General features: G+C 70.6%; 18 protein-coding genes. 10 read left to right on the forward strand and 8 right to left on the reverse strand.

What is annotated here, in order from left to right; all coding sequences use genetic code 11:
• The first annotated feature begins 119 nt into the window (after positions 1-119).
• From VMF51_RS01890 to VMF51_RS01900, 3 genes are read left to right on the forward strand one after another with little or no spacing between them, the layout of a single operon-like run.
• Positions 120-1,334 carry a sugar ABC transporter substrate-binding protein gene (locus VMF51_RS01890; protein ID WP_325472687.1) on the forward strand — a complete coding sequence of 405 codons (1,215 nt, stop codon included), beginning with the start codon at positions 120-122 and terminating at the stop codon, positions 1,332-1,334.
• Between the two features lie 30 nt (positions 1,335-1,364).
• A complete protein-coding gene (locus VMF51_RS01895) occupies positions 1,365-2,183 on the forward strand; it encodes an ATP-binding cassette domain-containing protein (RefSeq protein WP_325472688.1) in 819 nt (272 codons plus the stop codon).
• Positions 2,180-3,454, forward strand: a complete 1,275-nt coding sequence (locus VMF51_RS01900) for a sugar ABC transporter permease (protein WP_325472689.1) — start codon at positions 2,180-2,182, stop codon at positions 3,452-3,454. Before VMF51_RS01895 ends, VMF51_RS01900 begins: the two co-directional genes overlap by 4 nt.
• Here the strand turns inward: VMF51_RS01900 and VMF51_RS01905 are convergent.
• The 3 genes from VMF51_RS01905 to VMF51_RS01915 form a co-directional block, all read right to left on the reverse strand.
• Positions 3,411-4,427 carry a DUF2157 domain-containing protein gene (locus VMF51_RS01905; RefSeq protein WP_325472690.1) on the reverse strand — a complete coding sequence of 339 codons (1,017 nt, stop codon included), beginning with the start codon at positions 4,425-4,427 and terminating at the stop codon, positions 3,411-3,413. The genes VMF51_RS01900 and VMF51_RS01905 overlap by 44 nt on opposite strands.
• 740 nt (positions 4,428-5,167) lie before the next feature.
• Complete coding sequence (locus VMF51_RS01910; RefSeq protein WP_325472691.1) at positions 5,168-5,986, reverse strand: ABC transporter permease; 819 nt, start codon at positions 5,984-5,986, stop codon at positions 5,168-5,170.
• Positions 5,983-6,993 (reverse strand): ATP-binding cassette domain-containing protein, encoded by a 1,011-nt coding sequence (locus VMF51_RS01915; RefSeq protein ID WP_325472692.1) that lies wholly within the window; start codon positions 6,991-6,993, stop codon positions 5,983-5,985. Before VMF51_RS01915 ends, VMF51_RS01910 begins: the two co-directional genes overlap by 4 nt.
• Positions 6,994-7,376: 383 nt before the next feature.
• On the opposite strand from VMF51_RS01915, the gene VMF51_RS01920 reads away from it, so the two are divergent.
• Positions 7,377-8,369 carry a lysylphosphatidylglycerol synthase transmembrane domain-containing protein gene (locus tag VMF51_RS01920; protein ID WP_325472693.1) on the forward strand — a complete coding sequence of 331 codons (993 nt, stop codon included), beginning with the start codon at positions 7,377-7,379 and terminating at the stop codon, positions 8,367-8,369.
• Positions 8,370-8,452: 83 nt separating this feature from the next.
• On the opposite strand, the gene VMF51_RS01925 is transcribed toward VMF51_RS01920, so the two are convergent.
• From VMF51_RS01925 to VMF51_RS01935, 3 genes are all read right to left on the reverse strand, one after another.
• Complete coding sequence (locus VMF51_RS01925) at positions 8,453-9,163, reverse strand: hypothetical protein (RefSeq protein WP_325472694.1); 711 nt, start codon at positions 9,161-9,163, stop codon at positions 8,453-8,455.
• 57 nt (positions 9,164-9,220) lie between these two features.
• The gene (locus tag VMF51_RS01930) at positions 9,221-9,904 is read right to left on the reverse strand and encodes a DUF305 domain-containing protein (protein WP_325472695.1); all 684 of its coding nucleotides are present in this window, start codon (positions 9,902-9,904) and stop codon (positions 9,221-9,223) included.
• 116 nt (positions 9,905-10,020) lie between these two features.
• Entirely contained in the window at positions 10,021-11,412 is a 1,392-nt protein-coding gene (locus VMF51_RS01935) for an MBL fold metallo-hydrolase (RefSeq protein WP_325472696.1), read from the reverse strand.
• Between the two features lie 251 nt (positions 11,413-11,663).
• Here VMF51_RS01935 and VMF51_RS01940 point away from each other — a divergent pair, with 251 nt between their 5' ends.
• The 6 genes from VMF51_RS01940 to VMF51_RS01965 all read left to right on the forward strand — a co-directional run bounded on the left by VMF51_RS01940 (position 11,664) and on the right by VMF51_RS01965 (position 16,831).
• The gene (locus VMF51_RS01940; protein ID WP_325472697.1) at positions 11,664-12,494 is read left to right on the forward strand and encodes a universal stress protein; all 831 of its coding nucleotides are present in this window, start codon (positions 11,664-11,666) and stop codon (positions 12,492-12,494) included.
• 256 nt (positions 12,495-12,750) lie between these two features.
• On the forward strand, positions 12,751-13,272 hold the full coding sequence (locus tag VMF51_RS01945; protein WP_325472698.1) for a DUF4118 domain-containing protein: 522 nt from the start codon (positions 12,751-12,753) through the stop codon (positions 13,270-13,272).
• On the forward strand, positions 13,269-14,360 hold the full coding sequence (locus tag VMF51_RS01950) for a carboxylate-amine ligase (protein ID WP_325472699.1): 1,092 nt from the start codon (positions 13,269-13,271) through the stop codon (positions 14,358-14,360). The genes VMF51_RS01945 and VMF51_RS01950 overlap by 4 nt, the downstream gene beginning before the upstream one ends.
• A gap of 64 nt (positions 14,361-14,424) precedes the next feature.
• Positions 14,425-15,297, forward strand: coding sequence for a lysylphosphatidylglycerol synthase domain-containing protein (locus tag VMF51_RS01955; protein WP_325472700.1), 873 nt, complete (start codon positions 14,425-14,427; stop codon positions 15,295-15,297).
• 182 nt (positions 15,298-15,479) lie between these two features.
• Entirely contained in the window at positions 15,480-16,169 is a 690-nt protein-coding gene (locus VMF51_RS01960) for a phosphatase PAP2 family protein (protein ID WP_325472701.1), read from the forward strand.
• Entirely contained in the window at positions 16,166-16,831 is a 666-nt protein-coding gene (locus tag VMF51_RS01965; protein WP_325472702.1) for a glycerophosphodiester phosphodiesterase, read from the forward strand. The genes VMF51_RS01960 and VMF51_RS01965 overlap by 4 nt, the downstream gene beginning before the upstream one ends.
• Positions 16,832-16,856: 25 nt before the next feature.
• On the opposite strand, the gene VMF51_RS01970 is transcribed toward VMF51_RS01965, so the two are convergent.
• Both VMF51_RS01970 and VMF51_RS01975 read right to left on the reverse strand, forming a co-directional pair.
• On the reverse strand, positions 16,857-17,774 hold the full coding sequence (locus VMF51_RS01970; protein WP_325472703.1) for a hypothetical protein: 918 nt from the start codon (positions 17,772-17,774) through the stop codon (positions 16,857-16,859).
• Positions 17,771-18,841 carry a class I fructose-bisphosphate aldolase gene (locus VMF51_RS01975; RefSeq protein ID WP_325472704.1) on the reverse strand — a complete coding sequence of 357 codons (1,071 nt, stop codon included), beginning with the start codon at positions 18,839-18,841 and terminating at the stop codon, positions 17,771-17,773. The genes VMF51_RS01970 and VMF51_RS01975 overlap by 4 nt, the downstream gene beginning before the upstream one ends.
• Positions 18,842-19,079: the final 238 nt, after the last annotated feature.

Genomic DNA, 19,079 nt, shown 5'->3' on the forward strand with positions numbered 1-19,079 from the left:
TCCTCCCGAACGTGGGCCGTTCGCCTCTGCGCGGAGGCCTGAGCTCCGGCGCACGCTCGAAACGGCGCCGCACCGGGTGGTGGCCCCGGCGGCGGCCGGACGGATGACAGGACATCTCCATGCGGACCTCACGTCGTATCGCAGCGGCAGGCTCGATCGTCGCGCTCAGCCTCACCGGTCTCGTCGCGTGCGGGGGTGACGACAGCGGATCGGGCGCAAGCGCCGAACCGAGCGGGTCCGCGTCCGCGCCCGCGGTCTCCGCCGATGACTTCACCTCGGACTTCTCGGCCATGGAGGCCCTCCAACCGGTGGCCGAGCAGGGAGACGGGATGGTCGCGGTGCTGCTGCCCGACACGACCACCTCCGCTCGATACGTCACCTTCGACGCGCCGTACCTGAAGCAGGCGTTCGAGTCGGCCGGGCTGGACTCCTCCCAGTTCAAGATCGACAACGCCCAGGGGAGCGCGGCCACGATGCAGACACAGGCGGAGGCGGCCATGACCTCGGGGGCGTCGGTCCTCCTGGTCGATCCCCTCGACTCCGGCTCCGGTGCGGCGATCGAATCGGCGGCACGCGACCGTGGCGTCAAGGTCGTCGACTACGACCGGTTGACCCAGGGCGGGAGCCCGGACCGGGTCTACGTCAGCTTCGACAACGTCAAGGTCGGCCAGCTCATCGGCCAGGGTCTGGTCGATGCCGTGGACGCCTGGAACGTCAAGGACCCGAACGTGCTGGTCATGAGCGGGGACCCGACGGACAACAACGCCAAGCTGTTCGCCGAGGGCTACAACAGCGTTCTCGACCCGCTGTTCAAGGCCGGCGACTACACCAAGGTCGGCGCGCCGGCGGGGACGTGGGATCCGGACGTCGCGCAGACGACCTTCGCGCAGCAGTACACCGCGCACCCCCAGATGAACGCGGTCGTCACTCCCAACGACGACAACGCCAACGCGGTGATCTCCTATCTGCAGAGCAAGAAGGTCCCCGCCCGAACCTTCCCGACGACCGGGCAGGACGCCTCGCTGTCGGGTCTGCAGAACATCTTGAAGGGCTACCAGGCCGGCACGGTGTACAAGCCGATCTACCTGGAGGCGCAGGCGGCGGCGGCGATCGCGCTGTACCTGCGCGCCGGTCTCGATGTTCCCGACGGGTTGGTCAACGGGACGACCGCCGATGACCAGACCGGCGACGACGTGGCCTCCAGCCTGCTGACCCCGGTGTGGGTCACGGCCGAGAACATGGCCGACACCGTCGTCGCGGACGGTGCGGTCGACGTCGACGAACTCTGCATCGCCGCCTTGGAGCAGGCCTGCACGGAGGCAGGCATCGACTAGGGCGTCGACACCCGAGACGGAGGGGTCGAGATGACCGCATCAGTGAATCCGCCCGAGGCGGGACCGCAGGCCACGGCGCCGTTGCTGCGACTCGAGCACATCGACAAGTCCTTCGGACCGGTCCAGGCACTCACCGACGTCTCCATGGACGTGCCGCGCGGTCTGGTCACCGCGCTGACCGGCGACAACGGGGCCGGCAAGTCGGTGCTGATCAAGTGCATCGCAGGGATTCACCGGCCCGATCGCGGGCGCCTCCTCTGGGAGGGCCGGGAGGTCGTGCTCCACAGTCCGAAGGATGCCGCTGCCCTGGGGATCGAGACGGTCTATCAGGACCTCGCCCTGTGCGACAACCTCGACATCGTCCAGAACATGTTCCTCGGTCGGGAGCGTCGCCGGCACCGGCTCCTCGATGAGGAGAGCATGGAGCTGGCGGCTCGTGACACCCTGGCGAGCCTGGCGGTGACTACGGTGCAGTCGATCCGTCAGCCCGTCGCGTCCCTCTCGGGCGGACAGCGCCAGTCGGTGGCGATCGCGAAGTCCGTGCTGTGGAACTCCAAGCTCGTGATCATGGACGAGCCGACCGCGGCGCTGGGCGTCGCGCAGACGGCCGTGGTCCTCCAGCTCATCCGGCGCTTGGCCGAACGAGGCGTCGCGGTCATCGTCATCTCGCACAACATGAACGACGTCTTCGAGGTCGCAGACAGGATCGCGGTGCTCCGCCTGGGCCGGCTGGTGGGCCTCAGCCCCGTCGAAGAGCTTGACCGAAGGACGGTCGTGGACCTGATGACCAGCGGGGAGTCCGACCGTCTCACTCCCGGCTCGATCCGCCACCCCGGGTCGCCGCCGTGAGCGGCCGCGACCCCGACGCAGCCGCTGCGGTGTCGCGACCAGCGCGAGCGCCCGCCGCAGTCGAGCCTGTCGTCGCGGAGTCCTTCGCGGACTACTGGCGTGCAGTATGGGCCAAGATTCGCTCGGGGGAGAGCGGCGCCTTACCCGTGGTGGGTGGGCTGCTCCTGATCAGCGTCATCTTCCAGACGCTGAACCCGAACTTCCTGACTGCCGGGAACATCGTGAACCTCCTCATCCAGGGGTCGGTTTTCATGCTTCTCGCGATGGGGCAGATCTTCGTGCTCCTCCTGGGCGAGATCGACCTGTCGATCGGCTACGTGGGAGGCATCGGCGGTGTCATCACGGCCGAGCTGGTGGCCGAGGCCCGAGGCTGGCCATGGTGGCTCGCGATCCTCACCGGGCTGGCTACCTGCTTCCTCATCGGACTCGGTCAAGGCACCATCATCACGCGCCTGCGGCTGCCCTCGTTCGTGGTGACCCTGGGCGGCCAGCTCGGCTGGTTCGGGGTGATGCTCATGATCCTGGGCGACGGGGGCGTCGTCCCCATCAACAACGAGCAGATCAACAACATCGCGAGCGGAACCCTCAGCGCGACCGCCAGCTGGATCGTGATGGTCGTCGGCGTCGCACTGTTCGCCGTCTGGATGTGGCTCCGGGACGAGAGGCGTCGCAGGAGTGGCCTGGTCGCACCTCCCCGGAGCGTCTCGGTGCTCAAGATCGGCGTGGCGCTGGCTGCCGGGACAGCGGTCGTCCTGGTCTGCAACGTCGACCGGGGAGTCGTGATCCCCATTCGAGGGCTGCCCTGGGTGGTGCTGGTCGTCCTCGCGGTGCTGATCCTCTGGACGGCACTCCTGAGCCGCACCAGTTTCGGCCGCTACGTGTACGCGATCGGTGGCGGCGCGGAGGCCGCACGACGGGCCGGTGTGAATCTGACGCGAATCCGTACGCTCGCGTTCGGACTCGCCTCGCTGACGGCCGGCATCGGCGGGATCGTCTACGCCTCTCGCCTGCGGTCGGTCTCGACGTCGTACGACGGCGGGACCCTGGTCCTCTACGCGGTCGCCGCGGCGGTCATCGGAGGCACGAGCCTCTTCGGCGGACGGGGTCGGCCGCTAAGCGCCATCCTCGGCGGCCTGGTCATCGCGGCCATCGACAATGGCATGGGCCTCCAGGGTTACAGTGCTCCCGCGAAGTACACGGTGACGGCCGTGGTCCTCGTGCTCGCCGTCACGATCGACTCGCTGGCTCGTCGCGGGGGGCAACGGACGTGACGCCGGCCCGCCGGGCACCCCGCCGGGCCGCCCAGACCGCGCACCCGATCATCACGACACCGGCGGCGAGCAGGACGAAGGCCGCGAGCGCGGAGCCCGAGTACCACTCGACCACAGCGGCGGGAAGCACCTGAAGCGCCCCGATGGCCGCGACCACGAGCAGGGGCAGCTCGCGTAGACGAACCGCCAGGGCGACCAGCAGGGCGATGGTGAGGAACGCGATTGCGAACCCCCAGCGGGCGGGCAGCGTACCCAGCACGCCGATCACCATCGCGGCCGCCGCCATGGTCATCACCACCCGGCGCGGAACCAGCGAGCCGCGCCATCCCAGCACTAGCCACACGCCCGCGACGCCCCAGATGCCGAGCCCGGGAAGCGCGTCCGACGAAGTCCGGTCGGCGATGGCCCCGGCTGCCGTGGACATCAGGGCGACCGCCACCGTCACCTGTTGGAGCAGGCCGCGGCGCCACGCCCACAGCAGCGCCGCGTAGCAGGCCGTGCCGCCGCTGACGATCAGCACGGCGCGGGACGGAGCGAGCGCGATGGTGTCGATCGAGATTGCGAGGAACCCGGAGACGGCGGCGGTGGAGGCGAGACAGAGGACCGAGGCAAGGCGTGAGCCGGCAGGGCCGAGGCCGGACACGAGGACGGCAGCTCCGAGGAGTCCGGCCGCGATGGCGCCGACGGTCGCCAGGCGAATGCCCGTGCTTAGGTCGCCCCAGTAGCTGGCGCCGATCAGCAGGGCCGCGACCACGACCAGCGCACCACCGAGGTAGCCGACCGCCTCGAGTGCGACCGATGTCGACCGGGCGGCACCGTGGTCCGCCGGATGGTGCTCGGAGAGCATCCGTCCCGCCTGGTCGGGTGAGATCACCCCGGCCGAGAGCCAGCCGTCGATCAAGCGGGCGAGGTCCGGTTCCGGGACCTCGCCTCTGTGGTGGTGACGCGTGGCGAAAGTCATCGGGACCTCCACCTCAGCCCGCCCGCCTCCTGCCGCCGACGACGAGAAGGAGTGTGTGCGGCCGGCCGCGCGAAGACTCCGAGTGCGTCGATCGCGCCGTGCTCGGCGCGGACGGCCGAGTGGATCATCTCGTGCACGCGTCCGGCCTCCCCTCTGCCGATATGCACCAGCATCGTCGGTCGCCGGGGTAAGCGGCAGAGGAGAAGGACCCGCCTTCCGCGGACAGGCGTCCCACCTGGCGGGCGCCGGGGCGGTCGGGGTCAGCGGATGGGACCTCGTCGCCTCCACCTGGGAAGTCGACGACGGCGACGCCATCGGGTCGGGGTCCGTCGACGGCCCGAGGGGGCACTCCTTGTCGGTGGCGGTGTCCACCTGACCTGGAGGCCGCCGTCCGGCGTCGAGCCGACCGAGATGCGATCCCCTGGAGGCCCGGGGGCCTCCCCTCGCGCCAGACACTCGGGCGAGCACTCAGGATCCGAGAGGAGCAGGCTCAGTCCGGCGGCTCGGTCCTCCAGCCGCATGACGGCCTGCCGGCCTCCATGCACGTCAGCATGCTGGAGCAGCGCGCGTGCGATCCGGGCCATGGCGGCGGCGGTCGGCGGGGGAATGTCGTCGAAGGATCCACGGAAGTCGAAGCGAATCCGCGACGAGACGGGGTGTCGGCCGTCGGCGATGTCCATGTCGGTCTCCGGGCTGTCGGTGGGAAAGGCGGTCGTTGGATGGGGTGGGCATGGGGCCGGCGCGACTCCTGGTCATCCGCTTCGGGTGGTGGCACGGCCGTACTGCCAGTTCGCCAGTGGCACGAAGACCGCCAGGATGGCGACCGACCAGACGAGCGTGTACGTCGCGGCGTGAGCGAGCGCCCAGGACGGCTGGTCCTGCGCGGGAGCGAGAGGGTTGAGGTTGCCGAAGAGCTCGCGGGCCGCCTGGGTGGCGGTGGACACCGGGTTCCACTCGGCGAAGGTCCGCAGGGGAGCCGGAAGGGTCTGGAGCGGGACGAAGGTGTTGGCGATAAACGTCAGCGGGAAGATCACGATGAAGGCCGCGTTGTTGACGACTTCGGGGCTCGGGACGAGCATTCCGATCCATGCCATGATCCAGGAGATGGCATAGGCGAAGACGAGCAGCAGCAGGTAGCCCCGGAGCGCTGATCCCGGCGACGTGTGGATCCTCCAGCCGACCACGAGTCCGGTGAGGCTCATGACACCCAGGACGAGCACGTTGTTCAGCACGTCCGACAGCGTGCGACCGGCCAGGACGGCGCCCGGTGCCATCGGCAGGGAACGGAACCGGTCGATGATCCCGGTCCGGATGTCGGTCGCCAGCGCCGCACCGGTGATGGTGGCGCCGAAGACGACGGTCTGCGCGAAGATGCCCGCGATGAGGAACTCCCGGTATGCGCCGCCGCCCGCACTCCCGCCGATCGCGCCGGCGAACACGTAGGCGAACAGCAGCACGAACATGATCGGGGAGAGCGTGGTGAACACGAGCAGGTCGGGGACCCGCTTGACCTTGATCAGGTTGCGCTGGGCCACGACGAGGCAGTCCGAGAGGACGGTGCGGGCGCTCATCGCTCGGCTCGGTCCGGGGTCGGGGTGCGATCAGGGCGCTCGGGGCCGACGCTCGAGCGAGCCGCCTCCGGCGGTGCCGATCGACCCGTCAACGCGAGGAAGACGTCGTCGAGCGTGGGCCGTCGTACGCCGGCGTCGGTGAGCGCGATCTGCTCGGAGTCGAGCCGGCGTACGGCGTCGACCAACACCTGGCGACGACCGACAGCGAGCTGCAGACGTCGCCGGCGATCGTCGAGGGCCGGTTCGCCGATTCCCATCGGCCGCAGGACCTCGGCAGCGCGGGGGAGGTCGGACGCCTCGTGGAGCACGATCTCCAGACGATCGCCGCCGATCTGATCCTTCAGCTCGTCGGCGGTGCCCGCGGCGATCGTGCTGCCCCGGTCGATGACGACGATCTCGTCCGCGAGGAGATCCGCCTCCTCGAGATTCTGCGTCGTGAGCAGGAGCGAGCAGCCATGACCGACGAGGTCGCGGATGATCTCCCACATGTCCGCGCGACTGCGCGGGTCCAAGCCCGTCGTCGGCTCGTCGAGAAAGAGCACGGGGGGATGGGCCATGAGTGCAGCGGCCAGGTCGAGTCTCCGCCTCATCCCGCCCGAGTAGGTTCGCGTGACTCGGTCGCCGCCTTCGTCGAGCCGGAAACGAGCGAGAAGCTCCCGGGCTCGTTCTCGGCTTCGACCGCGGCCCAGGTGGTAGAGACGGCCGACCATGTCCAGGTTCTCGAACCCCGTCAGGTACTCGTCGACGGCGGCGTACTGGCCCGACACGCCGATGACCTGCCGGACGGCCTGGGGGCGAGAAGCCACGTCGAATCCGGCCACGCTCGCGTGTCCGGCATCAGCCCGCAGCAGCGTGGTCAGGATCCGCAGGGCGGTCGTCTTGCCTGCGCCGTTGGGTCCGAGAACCGCCGACACGGAGCCCTGGCGGACGTGAAGGTCGAGCCCGTCCAGGGCGGTCACGCCCGGGTAGCGCTTCACCAGCCCCTCGGCCACCACCGCATCCGTCATGCTCCTCACGGGAGCACGATCTCGGGGCGGGGCGGTAGGGACCAGCGGCCCCAGGTGTGGGTCCAACGTTCACCATCTCGACGTGTCGGGAGACCTTCGGCAGCCTCGGCGACGCGACATGTCGCGACCGGGACAGACGACCAGGGACGGGACGTTCTCCACTACCGCTCGGGCCACATTGATCGCAGGCTCGAGCGGTGGCCTTCATTCGTCCGCGTCACCGGGGAGCGTGGTCGCTCCGGCGCGACACGACCCTGCCGGATGCGGCACGGTCGGAACGCCGGTCCCCGGCCGCTCCCGCGCCGGAACCCGGGTCCGCCTCCGGCGCCGGCGACCGAGCGGGAGCACGAGTCCTCTGGAGGTGGTTGCGGGGGGCCGGGGTCGTGGTCATCGCGGTCGCGGCGGTCGAGTACGGCGTGATCCCGTTCGTCGTCCGAACCCGGAGCGAGATCTCGGTGCTGGACCAGGTCGCCTGGCCGCTGCTGGTGGTGGCTGTTCTCGCGGAGATCGCTTCGCTCGCGGCGTACACCCGGCTCACCCAGACCCTCCTCGATCCATCCGACCGCCTCCGGTTCGCCATCCAATGGCGGATCGACGTGACGGGCTACGGACTCAGTCACGCTGTACCGGGCGGTGGCGCTACCGCCGCCGGGCTCCGCGTCGGACTCATGGTGGACCGCGACATCGCCGCGTCGACCGCACTCGCGCTCACGGTTGTCCAGCTGGCCCTGTCGGTGATCGGCCTGATGATGGTGTGGCTTCTCGGACTGCTGATGGTCGTGCCGCACACCGGGTTCACGGCCACGACCGTGGCCTTGCTCCTCACGACCAGCGTCGTCCTGGCGGCGCTGGAAGCGGCGCCGCACCAGGCGGGTGTCCCGCCCGCGCTGCGCCGGCTGGGCTCGACCACCGTCCATGCGCTCGTGCCTCGGCGCTGGCGTGAGGCGGTGCACGATGCTCTCGTCAGCGGGGCGAGGTGGCTGCGGGAGCCGCGAGTGACCCGCCGCGGGGTGGCCTGGGGAGGGGCCAACTGGCTGCTCGACGCCGTGTGCCTGTGGCTGTGCCTGCGCGCTTTCGGCGCCGCCGTTCCCGTCGAGCTGGTCCTGGCCACGTACGGCTTGGTGAACATGGTGGCGATGCTTCCCCTCACCCCGGGCGGGATCGGGATCGTCGAGGGGCTGCTCATTCCGGCGATGGCCGCAGCCGGTGCCCCTGCGGGCGCAGCACTGGCGGGCGTGCTCACCTGGCGGCTCCTGCAGTTCTGGCTCCCGATCCCCGCCGGCGCGTTGTGCTGGACGACGCTGGTTGCCCACCGGCATCGGGGCGGGAGTGTGTCCGGTGGCCCCGTTCACGAGGACGTCGGAGACGACCGGTAGTCGGGGTCGACGGCGCCAGACACGGCGACCGCGCGCGGCGTGTCGACGATCCGGAGCAGGTGGCCGGTGCCCTCGAGGGTCCGTCAGCCGTCCGACGGTGCCCGACGGTGCGACCAGTCCCGCCCGTCCGGCGGTGCGGAGGACATACGGCGCAGTCGCGCAGACCGAGCCGGGCTCGAACGGCGGATGGTCGTCGTCACGATGACGGCCACCAGGGATCCCAGGAGGCCGAGGAAGAGGTCCCCGATCGTGTCGGCGTAGACCGTCGTCCACTCCGTGGTTCGGGCGAGGAAGGCGACGTACTCGAACAGTTCCCAGGCGAGCGACGCCGTGAGACCGGCTGCGAGGGCGGCGTTGGCGACCGCCACGGACGACGCGCGCGGCGGCACGGTGAGGACGACGTACGCGACGCTCACCGCCACCGAGTTGAGGAGGTGGACCCCGTCATCGAAGTGGGGCAGCGAGTCATAGAGGTCGAGCTTGTTTCCGATGACGTCCACGAGGCAGGTGAGCGTGATGAGCAGGTCGGGCAGCCAGGGGAAGGCCGACGCGCGCCTGGTCAGGGTCCAGAGAATCGGCAGGCCGAGTGCCCAGAGTGGGAACACGATGGCTCGCGCGACGGGTGCCTTCCCGTCGAGATGGGCCCACTCCGGCTCGATCAGTACCTGAATCATGGCCATGACCAGGAGGACCTTGAGGGTGATGTCGGCCGCGGCGGTGATCGACCTGGACGCCTCAGGGAGAGTCGGGCGCCGTAGCACGGACGGCGCCTGACCCGGTGCCTGGATCGCCACGCGCTCACGCCTCCCCTCGGTTGCGTCTGCCTACCTCCAGCGTCGTCGCCGCGACATTCAGGCACGAGAGCCGTTCGTCCCGACCGAGCGAGCGGTCCGGCCGCGCCCGACGGCCGTTCGGTTCCCGACGGGCCAGTGAACTTGGGCGCGGGTCTCGCGCCCGCGACCTCGCTCGCCGGACCACGCGAGCAACCAGTGCCGCATCCGGAGGATCTCCGCACCCTGCTCGTCGCGGATCGACCGGGCCAGCGCCGTGACTTCCGGGTGTTCTGCGAGACCGCGCATGAGTAACCGCTGCGACATCATGATCGCCGCCATGTGATGGGGAATCATGTCTTGCAGGAACGCCAGGTCCAACCGATCGCCAGCGAGGCCGGACAGGTCCCGCATCATCGGCTGGTAGTCGGCTCCGCCGGGCTCGTCGGGGTACCAACTCGCCAGCCAACGCTCCATCCGGCCGATCTGCTCGGACTGGGAGGTAACGATGGACGTACCCAGATCCCGCATCTCTGCTCGAGACGATCGTCGTAGCTGTCGAGCGGCCTCGACGGCCTCCTGATGGTGCGCGATCATCTCGACGAGATATGCCTTCTCGTCCGCTCCTGCGATCGGGAGGTGGCGCGGCATGGAGGTCCCGCGGCCGGATCGGCTCATCCCGGGAAGGTCTTCTCCGGCGGTGGCCAGCACCACGGCGACGATGCCGACCGTGAGCAGGACTCCGAGAGCCAGGGCACCGGCCACAGCTCGCTTCATTGCAACCTCCCGCTCTCGGATCCGTTCATCCTGTGACCGGGGATCCGTGGTGGCCCAGAGTCGAAGGGCCCGCCCGTGAGAGACCGTCGGCCGTCCTCGTGTGGTCAACGGAGCCGGACGCGTTCCCCGAGTCGCGGCGGGACGGCCGTCCACCCGAGCTCGTCGCGGATACGGCTGGCCAGGGCGTCGGAGGATCGAGGTTCGCCGTGGACGACGTAGACCGTGCGGGGCGCTCGGGGAGCGCGCTGCAGCCACGCGATGAGGTCGTCGGCGTCGGCGTGGACCGTCATCGTCTCGAGTGCCACCACGTCGGCGTGGACGGGGACGTAGCGACCGTGGATCTTGACCTGCCGCGCTCCCTCGGCCAGGAGTCGGCCTCGGGTGCCGACCGCCTGGTAGCCGGTCAGCACCACCGAGTTGCGCGGGCTCGGCAGCTGGTGAGCCAGGTGGTGAACCACGCGGCCCCCCGTCGCCATGCCGGAGGCCGAGATGACGATGCAGGGGTACGAGGGGTTGTTCAGCTGTTGCGAGTCGCCCGCGTCGTGGACCGGTCGCAGATCGAGGGTTCGGAAGGCCGCCGTGAGCTGGTCGATGCCCTGGCGGGTGCCCGGTCGGCGTTCGGCGAGCGCGTGGCGGTAGACCTCCAGGGTCGCGAGCGCCATCGGGCTGTCCACGTAGACAGGGAGGCGTGGGATCTCGCCGGAGCTCGTGAGCTCGGCGAGGGACAGCACCACCAGCTCGGTGCGGTCGACGGCGAAGGCCGGGATCAGGACCGTGCCGCCACGCTCGGCGGTGCGGCGCACCACTTCGGCCAGCGCGTGGGCCCCGGACGGTGGATGGGCGCGGTCGCCGTACGTGGACTCGATCACGATGGTGTCGGCGGGACCCGGGGGAGCGGCGTCGGTCAGCAGCGGGTGACCCGGGCGTCCGAGATCGCCGCTGAAGGTGACGGCCGTGTCACCGAGGTCGATGGTGGCGATCGCTGAGCCGAGGATGTGGCCCGCGGGTTCGAGCTCCAGGTCGAGTCCCTGCGCGACCGCGGCGACCTTGCCGTAGTCGGTGGACTCGAACTGTGCGAGCGCGCGCTCGACGTCCTCGCCGTCGTACAAGGGAAGGGCGGGTCGGTGCTTCGACCAGCCGCCCTCGTTGGCCTGGCGCGCGTCCTCCTCCTGCAGATGAGCGCTGTCACGCAGCACGATCGCGGCCAGCGACGCCGTTTCAGGGGTGCAGTGGATCGGCCCGGTGAAACCGTCGCGCACGAGCCGTGGGACATATCCGCAGTGGTCGAGATGGGCGTGGGTGAGGACGATCGCGTCGATCGTGCTCGGCTCGAAGTCCGACGCCGACCAGTTCCGGCGCCGTAGCTGGGCGAGACCCTGGTACAGACCTGCTTCGACCAGTACGCGAGCCCGCGGGGTCTCGATGAGGAACTTGCTGCCCGTGACGGAGCCCGCGCCGCCGTGGAAGGTGAGGGCACTCGTGGTGGGTGGGGACATGGTCCGCTCCGATCGGGCATGACGCGGGTCCGAGGATTCCCAGAAGACCGGACCGGACGCGCGCGCACCAGGGGCCAAGGGTCCTGGGCTCCTAGGCCTTGGACTCTGCGGGTCGAGGGCTGACCGGTCCGCGATGGTCGGCTCGCGACCGGGACCCGTCGAGGGGCCCGTGTCTCGGTCATCGGGGTCCTTCGCCTCTGGCCCCGCCCGGTGTTAGCGCGCAGCGTAGGTCCGAGAACGGGGGTGTCGCCATGGTCGACACGTGCGGCCTGATCGTGGTCGCCGTCGGTCCGGACGGGTCACCGGCCGCGGTCAGTTTCGGGATCGACGAGGCCGTCCGGTGCGGACGGGGGCTCCATCTCGTCCATGCCGTGGATGCGGCCGCTGACGAGCAGACGTCGCGCCGCCGCGACGAGGACGCCGCATGGCTCCTGAGCGCGGTCGGACGACTCGCCCGGCAGCAGGTCGCCGATATCGTGCCGGTCAGCGCCGAGGCAGTCGTAGCCAGCCCTGCCGAGGCGGTCAGGCGGGCATCTGCGGGTGCGTCGCTGGTGGTCCTGGGCAGGCGAGCACGGGGGCTGCGGGGTCATCACCAGCTCCGATCCGTCACCGAGCGCATTCCGGTGCACGTGACCGGACCGGTGGTCAGCGTTCCCGACACTTGGCCGCAGGTGCGCACTGAGCGACTCGTCGTAGTCGGTGTCGATCCGGCCGATGTGTCGCTGGAAGCGCTGTCGGAGGGATTTCGAGCCGCCTGCTCCCGGGACGCCCGGTTGGTACTGATCGTCGGAACCTGGCCGCCGTCAGCTACTGACCGTCCGCAGCCGGCCGGCCGTGTCGACGAGGTGGCTCGCGCGATGCGCGCGTGGTACGACGACGTTCCGGTCGAGGTGATCAAGAGTCCTGGTTCGGCGGTGGGGGCGCTGGTCGCGGCCTCGTACGACGCGAACTTGGTCGTCATGGCCAGACGTAGTGCCTGGCGACCCACGGGCATGCGCGTCGATCCCGACGTCCGGCCGGTGCTGCGCGATGCCGTCTGCCCAGTCCTTCTCAGCCCGGACGAGACGGACTGGATGGCGTGATCTACCCCGGTCCCAGGACCGGCGGTCTTCGCTCCGAGCGCCAGACGTCCCTCGGCGGAGCACGAGAGAGCCGGGACGATGGTCCCGGTCAAGCGGCGACTGGAGCCCCTGCCACCGCAAGCCGTGCGAGTGCACGCTGGATGGCGGACGAGCCGCGCTCCCGCGGCCGGTCGGGAGGTGGGCGTTGTCCGGAGTGGCGCTGAGGGCAGGTGCGCTCGATCCGTGGTTCGTCCGGTGGCCCGGCCGATCGCTCCTGATGGCCGCCGCGATCTTCGTCGTGGTCACCGCCGTCCGGTTCGGGCGCGGCGACGATCTCACGTCGGGCATCACGATGCTGTACGTCCTGCCGGTGTGTCTGGCAGCTCAAACGGGCGGACGCACTGTCGGGGTGCTGGCGGGCGGACTGTCCGCGGGCGTGGTCGTGCTGTGGCTCGTCCTGCACCAGGTCGACGTCCACCCACTCGGGTACGCCGCCCGAGTGCTGCCGCTGATCCTGGTCGGATTCCTCTTGGGCGACGCGATGGATCGCATTCGACGTTCACACCTCGATCAGTTGGAGCACGAGGCGGCCGCACTCCGCCACCACCAGGCAGTGGAGGTCAACGACCTCCTGGTGCAGGGCATCGCCGTGGCGAAATGGTCGGTCGAGGCCGGGCGCATCGACGAGGGACTGCGCATCCTCGACGAGACCATCGCGACGGGCCAGAGACTCGTGTCAGAGCTCATCGTCGACGCAGGTCTACAGCCCTCCGGCACGGGGCGGGAGGAAGTGCCGTGACCTGCAACGATCCCCCCACCGTCGGGGTCGAGGAGGAGCATCTGACGCTGGACCCGCAGACGGGTCGTGTCCTGGATGCGGGACCGACCGTGGTCGCTTCCGTCGCGTCTCCCGGCCTGGTCACCACCGAGATCATGCGCTACATGGTCGAGGCGAGGACTCCGGTCTGCGTCACCCTGGAGCAGGTGCGTACCAGCATCGACGACGCCCGCCGCCGTCTTGCCCGGGCCGCCGCCGACCAGCATGCGCTCAGCGTTCCGGTCGGCGTCCCGCCTTCGGGATACCCCCGCGAGGCGGCGGTGACCGAGGAGCCACGGTACGTCGACATGCTGCATCGGTTCCCGGACCTGGTGCGCACCAGTGGAACGTGCGCCTGTCACGTCCACATCGGCGTGCCGGATCGTCGGCTGGGTCTCCAGGTGCTGCTCCGGCTGCGGCCCTGGCTTCCATCCCTGGTCGCCCTGACGGCCGCGTCACCGATCTGGAACGGGGACGACTCGGGATGGGCGAGTCGCCGGTTCCCTCTGGTGGCGCGGTGGCGGACGGTGCGCGCACCGCCGTACGTCACCTCCGTCCAGGAGTACGACGACCGCGTGCACGCGGCCGTGACGGCCGGTGAGGCGTTCGACGAGCGCAGCGTCTACTTCCTCGCCCGGCTCTCGCCGCGGTACCCGACCGTCGAGGTGCGGGTGGCGGACGTGTGTGCCTCAGTTGCGGATGCGGTGGCCTACGTCGGTCTGGTGCGTGCGCTGGTGGCGCTGGAGATTGACGCATCCATGCAGGGAGAGCCGATCGTGCCCGTTCGGGATCCCGATCTGATGCGAGCCTGCTGGTCAGCGGCGCGCCGTGGCCTCTCGGGTGACCTCCCTGACCCCCGGACGGGGCGGAGCCGGTCCGCACGGGACGTGGTCGACGGGTTGCTCGACCTCGCGCGCCCGACGTTGTGCTCCTGGGGTGACGAGGCAGTCGTGCTGCCGACGCTCACGCGACTGCTCGATGCGGGGGGAGGGGCCGAGACGCATCGTCGCGTTCTGCGATCGACGGGATCGATCGCGGCGTACGCCCGGGCACTCGCCGCGCCGGTCTGAGGTCCTGGTTGGCGGCGGGTGCGAGACTGGACGGGACCTCCTGCCCCACCGATCGGCCACGCCTGTGCTCGTCCGCATCCGCGCCTTCCTCGGTGCCGTCCTGCGGTCGCGGATGCTGCTGGCGCTCGGCGTGCTGGTGAGCCTGGTCGTCCCGGTGGTGACCCTGCCGCGGCTCCCGGCCGTCAGCCCCTGGCCCGTCCTCTTGGGAATCGTTCCATGGGTGGTCGGGAAGTACCTGCTCTGCCCGCTGAGGTGGCGGGCACTGACGCCGGCGGGTCTCACCCGTCGGTGGCACCTGAGGGCCTATGCGGAGTCGGAGCTCCTCGGTCTGCTCACGCCCGGTCACGTCGGTGCGGACCTGTGGCGTATCACCAGGCTCACCCGGGCTGGGCTTGGCCGGGGTGACGCCGTCCTCAGCGTGGGCACGGACCGGCTGGTCGGTGCGCTCGGCTTGGGCGTCTTCGCCGTCGTGGCGGGTACGTCGCTGCCGCTGTCCACCGTGGTGGCCGCGATCGGGGTGTCGGTGGTCGTGGTGGTGATCGTGGTCGTCCTCCGCAGGCTGCGGCCGGGACTGCTGCCGATCGGGCCGCTGCCGCCGCCGCGGGCGTTGGCGCAGGGCCTCGCACTCTCTGCCGGCTACCAGCTGACCATCGCGGGGCTCCTGCTCGGATCGTTGGCCTCGACGGGACACTCGCTGCCGCTGTGGGCGATCGTGGGGGCGTTCGGTGCGAGCCAGCTCGCTGGGGCGATCCCGGGCCCGCACGGCGCGAGTCCCCGCGACGGCGCGTTGGTGCTCGGCCTCGTGGCTGCGGGCGTACCGGTGGCTGCCGCCGTCGCGGCGGTGGCGGTGCAGGCCGCGGTCGCCTGGCTTCCGGCCTTGGCGCTCGGCGGCTCCAGCCTGCTCCTGCGGCGCCGGGCCGCGCTGGCCGCTGCCTGACCCGCGGGCGCGGGGCAGGGTCGAACGTCGTGGTGTTCTGTGGACCTTCGACTCCGGCGCGCACCGTCGTCGTCCGGTCAGGCTGGTGAGAGCCTCGCCCGGGTCTGCGGTGGACCTCGTGGCCGGGCCGGGGAGGACGGATGCTCCACGAGATGCCGCGTCGGCATCGGCGTGTTCGATGGGTGGCGATCCAGACGGCGATCGTGACGGCGGGGGTGTTCATCTACTTCCAGATCCGGGGGCTCACCAGCAGTGATCCCGTCGCCGCCCACGCCCATGCCTGGGACGTGGTGGGGCTGGAACGGTGGCTCGGTGTGGATGTCGAGGCGACCGCGCAAGGACCGCTTTTGGTCCGTCCGTGGTTGGCCACCGCGGCCAACTGGATCTACATCTGGGGACACTGGCCGGTCATCATCGCCACGATGGTGTGGCTCGCCTGGCGACACCGGCGGGAGTTCCTCCGACTGCGCGACGCGATGCTCGTCTCCGGTGCGGTCGGGCTGGTCGTGTTCGTCACCTTTCCCGTCGCCCCGCCGCGCCTGGTCCACAGCGGACTCGTGGACACGATCACCCTGCAGTCCCGGTCCTATCGGGTCCTGCAGCCGCCCAACTTCACCAACCAGTACGCCGCGCTCCCGAGCCTGCACGCCGGATGGGACCTGCTGGTCGGCATCGCGATCGCGACCGCGACGAGCTGGACCGCCCTCCGGCTCCTCGCGGGCCTGCTACCCGTGCTGATGGCCTACGCCGTGGTTGCGACTGCCAACCACTACGTCCTGGACGTGGTGGCGGGGATGCTGCTCGCCCTGGCCGGGTACGCCATCGCACTCTGGCGCGAGCGCCGTATCGATCGGGCCGGGTCCTCACCGTGACCCTCCTGGCGGTCGCGCACCGGGCCGGGAACTCGCTGGCCGGTCTCCACGCGGCGAACGAGCTCGGCGTCGACATCGTCGAGTGCGATGTCCACGCCCTGCGAGGGCGGCTCGAAGTGCGCCATCTGAAGACGGCGGGACCGCTGCCGTTCCTGTGGGACCGCTGGGAGCTCACACCGGCGTGGGTGCCCCGCCTGGGCCTGGAGGAGGTGCTCCGATCCGGGCGCCGCGGTGCCCTGTTCATGCTCGACCTGAAGAGCCGCCGGGTCGGCGTAGGACATGCGGTCGCCGAGCTGCTGCACGCTCGGGTGCCGGTCGGGCCGGTGCTGGTGTGCGGGCGGTTCTGGCCGAGCGTCGACCACGTCGCGGCGCAGCTGCCGTACGTCCGCCCCATCCTCTCGGCGCGCAGCCGAGGCGAGCTGGTTGCGCTGGAGCACCGGGTCGATGGTGACGGACCGACGCCCTACGGCGTTTCCCTCCACGTGTCCCTGCTCGCCCGTCCCGAGGTGGCGGCGATACGTCGCGCGGTGGAGGTGCTGATGACCTGGCCCGTCAACGACGACGACACGTTGGAGCAGGTGGTGGGTCTCGGCGCGACCGGGATCATCAGCGATGAGCCGGAGGTGCTGCAGAGGGTGCTGGCCGGCAGGGACCGGGGTTGAGCCCCGGCCCATCCGAGCGCCGTGATCAGGGCCCCGTCGCGGTCAAGGTGGCGCGAGTCCGATCCCCGACCAGATGGCTGAGCTCCGCAAGTCGATGAGCGTAGGACCACACGCCGCCCGCCTGCGCGACCAGCTGCACCAGGCAACCGTCGACCCTGGTCGAGGCCGTGCTCACGACGCAGGACGCGGTCTCGCGGGCGAGGTCCGTCGCATCGAGGGGATCGTGGACGCATCGCAGCAGACCAGCCATTGGCCCGTGGGTCGCCGCCCTCGCCAGGTCCCGGTTGACCTCGCGAACCGAGGTCTCCTCACCGACCCGGGCGACCAGCACGAGCACGACGCCACCGTCCACCGCGAGCCGGACCTCCGAGCAGTCCACCCGGGCCTCGAGTGCCGGCAGCATCTCCAGCAGCTCGCTGCGCGCCGTGCCGGGCGGCCCGGCTCGGCGCGGCTTCGGTCGGACAACGGGGCCCGAAGGTCCCACCTCGATGACGAACGCGTGCCGGATACCGAGCCGGCCGGCCAGTACGAGGGTGAGGATCGCGGCGGCGTGGCCGCTGCAGGACCCGGCGGACACCAGACGGTGGCGCCGGGGATCGAAGGTGCGCTCGTTGACTCCCGTCGCCACGGTCGCGTCGAGCCGTCGTCCTCGTCCGGCGACCACCACGTGATGTGCGCCCGCCACCAGGTGTCCCGCGGCACCCTCACGGCTCGTGAAGCGGCCGGTGCACTCCACAGCGACATCGACCTGTCCGTCGGCCCAGGGGAGGTCGATGGGGTCGGCCAGGGCCGAGACCCGGATCTGGCGTGGGTCCACGGCGGCCCGTGCCGGGCCGGCGATGTCGTTCACCGCCACCACCTCGAGCCCGGGTTGCTCCGCGGCCACCGAGAGCAGGGCCTGGCCGACCCGCCCCAGACCGTTGATGGCGACGCGAACCGTCATGCCGCACCTCGCGGGTCGTCGCCCGGTGCCGCCGCGACGCCGGAGCCGAGCTCCATCGATGGTTGATAGGCGCCGCGGCGTGCGGCAGCGGTGAGCGCTGCGCGACGGATGAGAGCCGCTTGCGCGGCGTCACGATTGTTCCGGTCACCACTCCAGGCACGCAGCACCGGGGCCTGGAGAGCCCGACCGAAGGAGAACGTGAGCTGCCACGGCTGGGGTTCCCGGCGATTGAGCCGGTCGAGCCGGGCGGTCGCCTGCTGGGGCGTCTGACCACCCGAGAGGAAGGCGATGCCGGGCACCGACGCCGGCACACAGTCACGCAGGACCTCCAGCGTCCGCGCGGCGATCGTGTCGTCCTCGACCTGGTCGGGGGACTGGGTCCCGGGCAGCACCATGTTCGGCTTCAGGACGGTGGCGGGAAGGACGACGTCGTGCCTGAGGAGCTGCTCGTACGTCGCCCGGAGAACCGTGCGTGTCACCGACGCGCAGCGGTCGATCGAGTGCGGTCCGTCCATGAGGACCTCGGGCTCGACGACCGGCACGAGACCCGTCTCCTGGGCCAAGGCGGCGTACCGCGCCAGGCCTTGGGCATGGGCGTCGACGCAGGCGGGCGAGGGCATCGAGGGACCGATGCGCAGGACCGCCCGCCACTTCGCGAAGCGGGCGCCCAGGTCCGCGTACTCCTGCAGCCGCTCGCGCAGCCCGTCGAGACCTTCGGTGATCACCTCGTCGCCGAAGTTGGCCAAGAGGCGGGTGCCACGGTCGACCTTGATCCCCGGGAGCAGGCCAGCGCTGTCGAGGGCCTCCGGCACGGGCGTACCGTCGCTCAGCCGGTGCCGGATCGACTCGTCGAACAGGATCACCCCGCTGATGTAGTTGGCCAGGCCGGGTGTGGTGAAGAGAATCTCCCGGTACTCACGCCGCAGTGCCTCGGTGGAGTCCACTCCTACGGAAGCCAGACGGCGCGACATGGTCGGGAGGCTCTCGTCGGCAGCGAGCAGGCCGTGTCCCGGCGCGACCAGGGCTGCGGCGGTGGCGATCAGGTGGGTCAAGGTCCGCGACGGCATCGGATCCTCCCGTGGTCTCGTTGGTCCGTTGCGTCCACCTCACCGCTGCCGTCCTCGACGGGGTACGGCCGGACGTCACGCAGATGCCGGGACCATCGGCGGCCGGCAGGTCCGGTTGCACGTCCGGCGGGCTGGTCGATACGGGTCCGGAACAGGGTCAGGGCGGCGGAGCACACCGTCGGGGGTGTCGGCACGACGGGCCGAAAGCCCCGGCGACGAGGGGCCGATCGGACGGTCC

The organism is Nocardioides sp., from assembly GCF_035503875.1.
Classification (GTDB): domain Bacteria; phylum Actinomycetota; class Actinomycetes; order Propionibacteriales; family Nocardioidaceae; genus Nocardioides.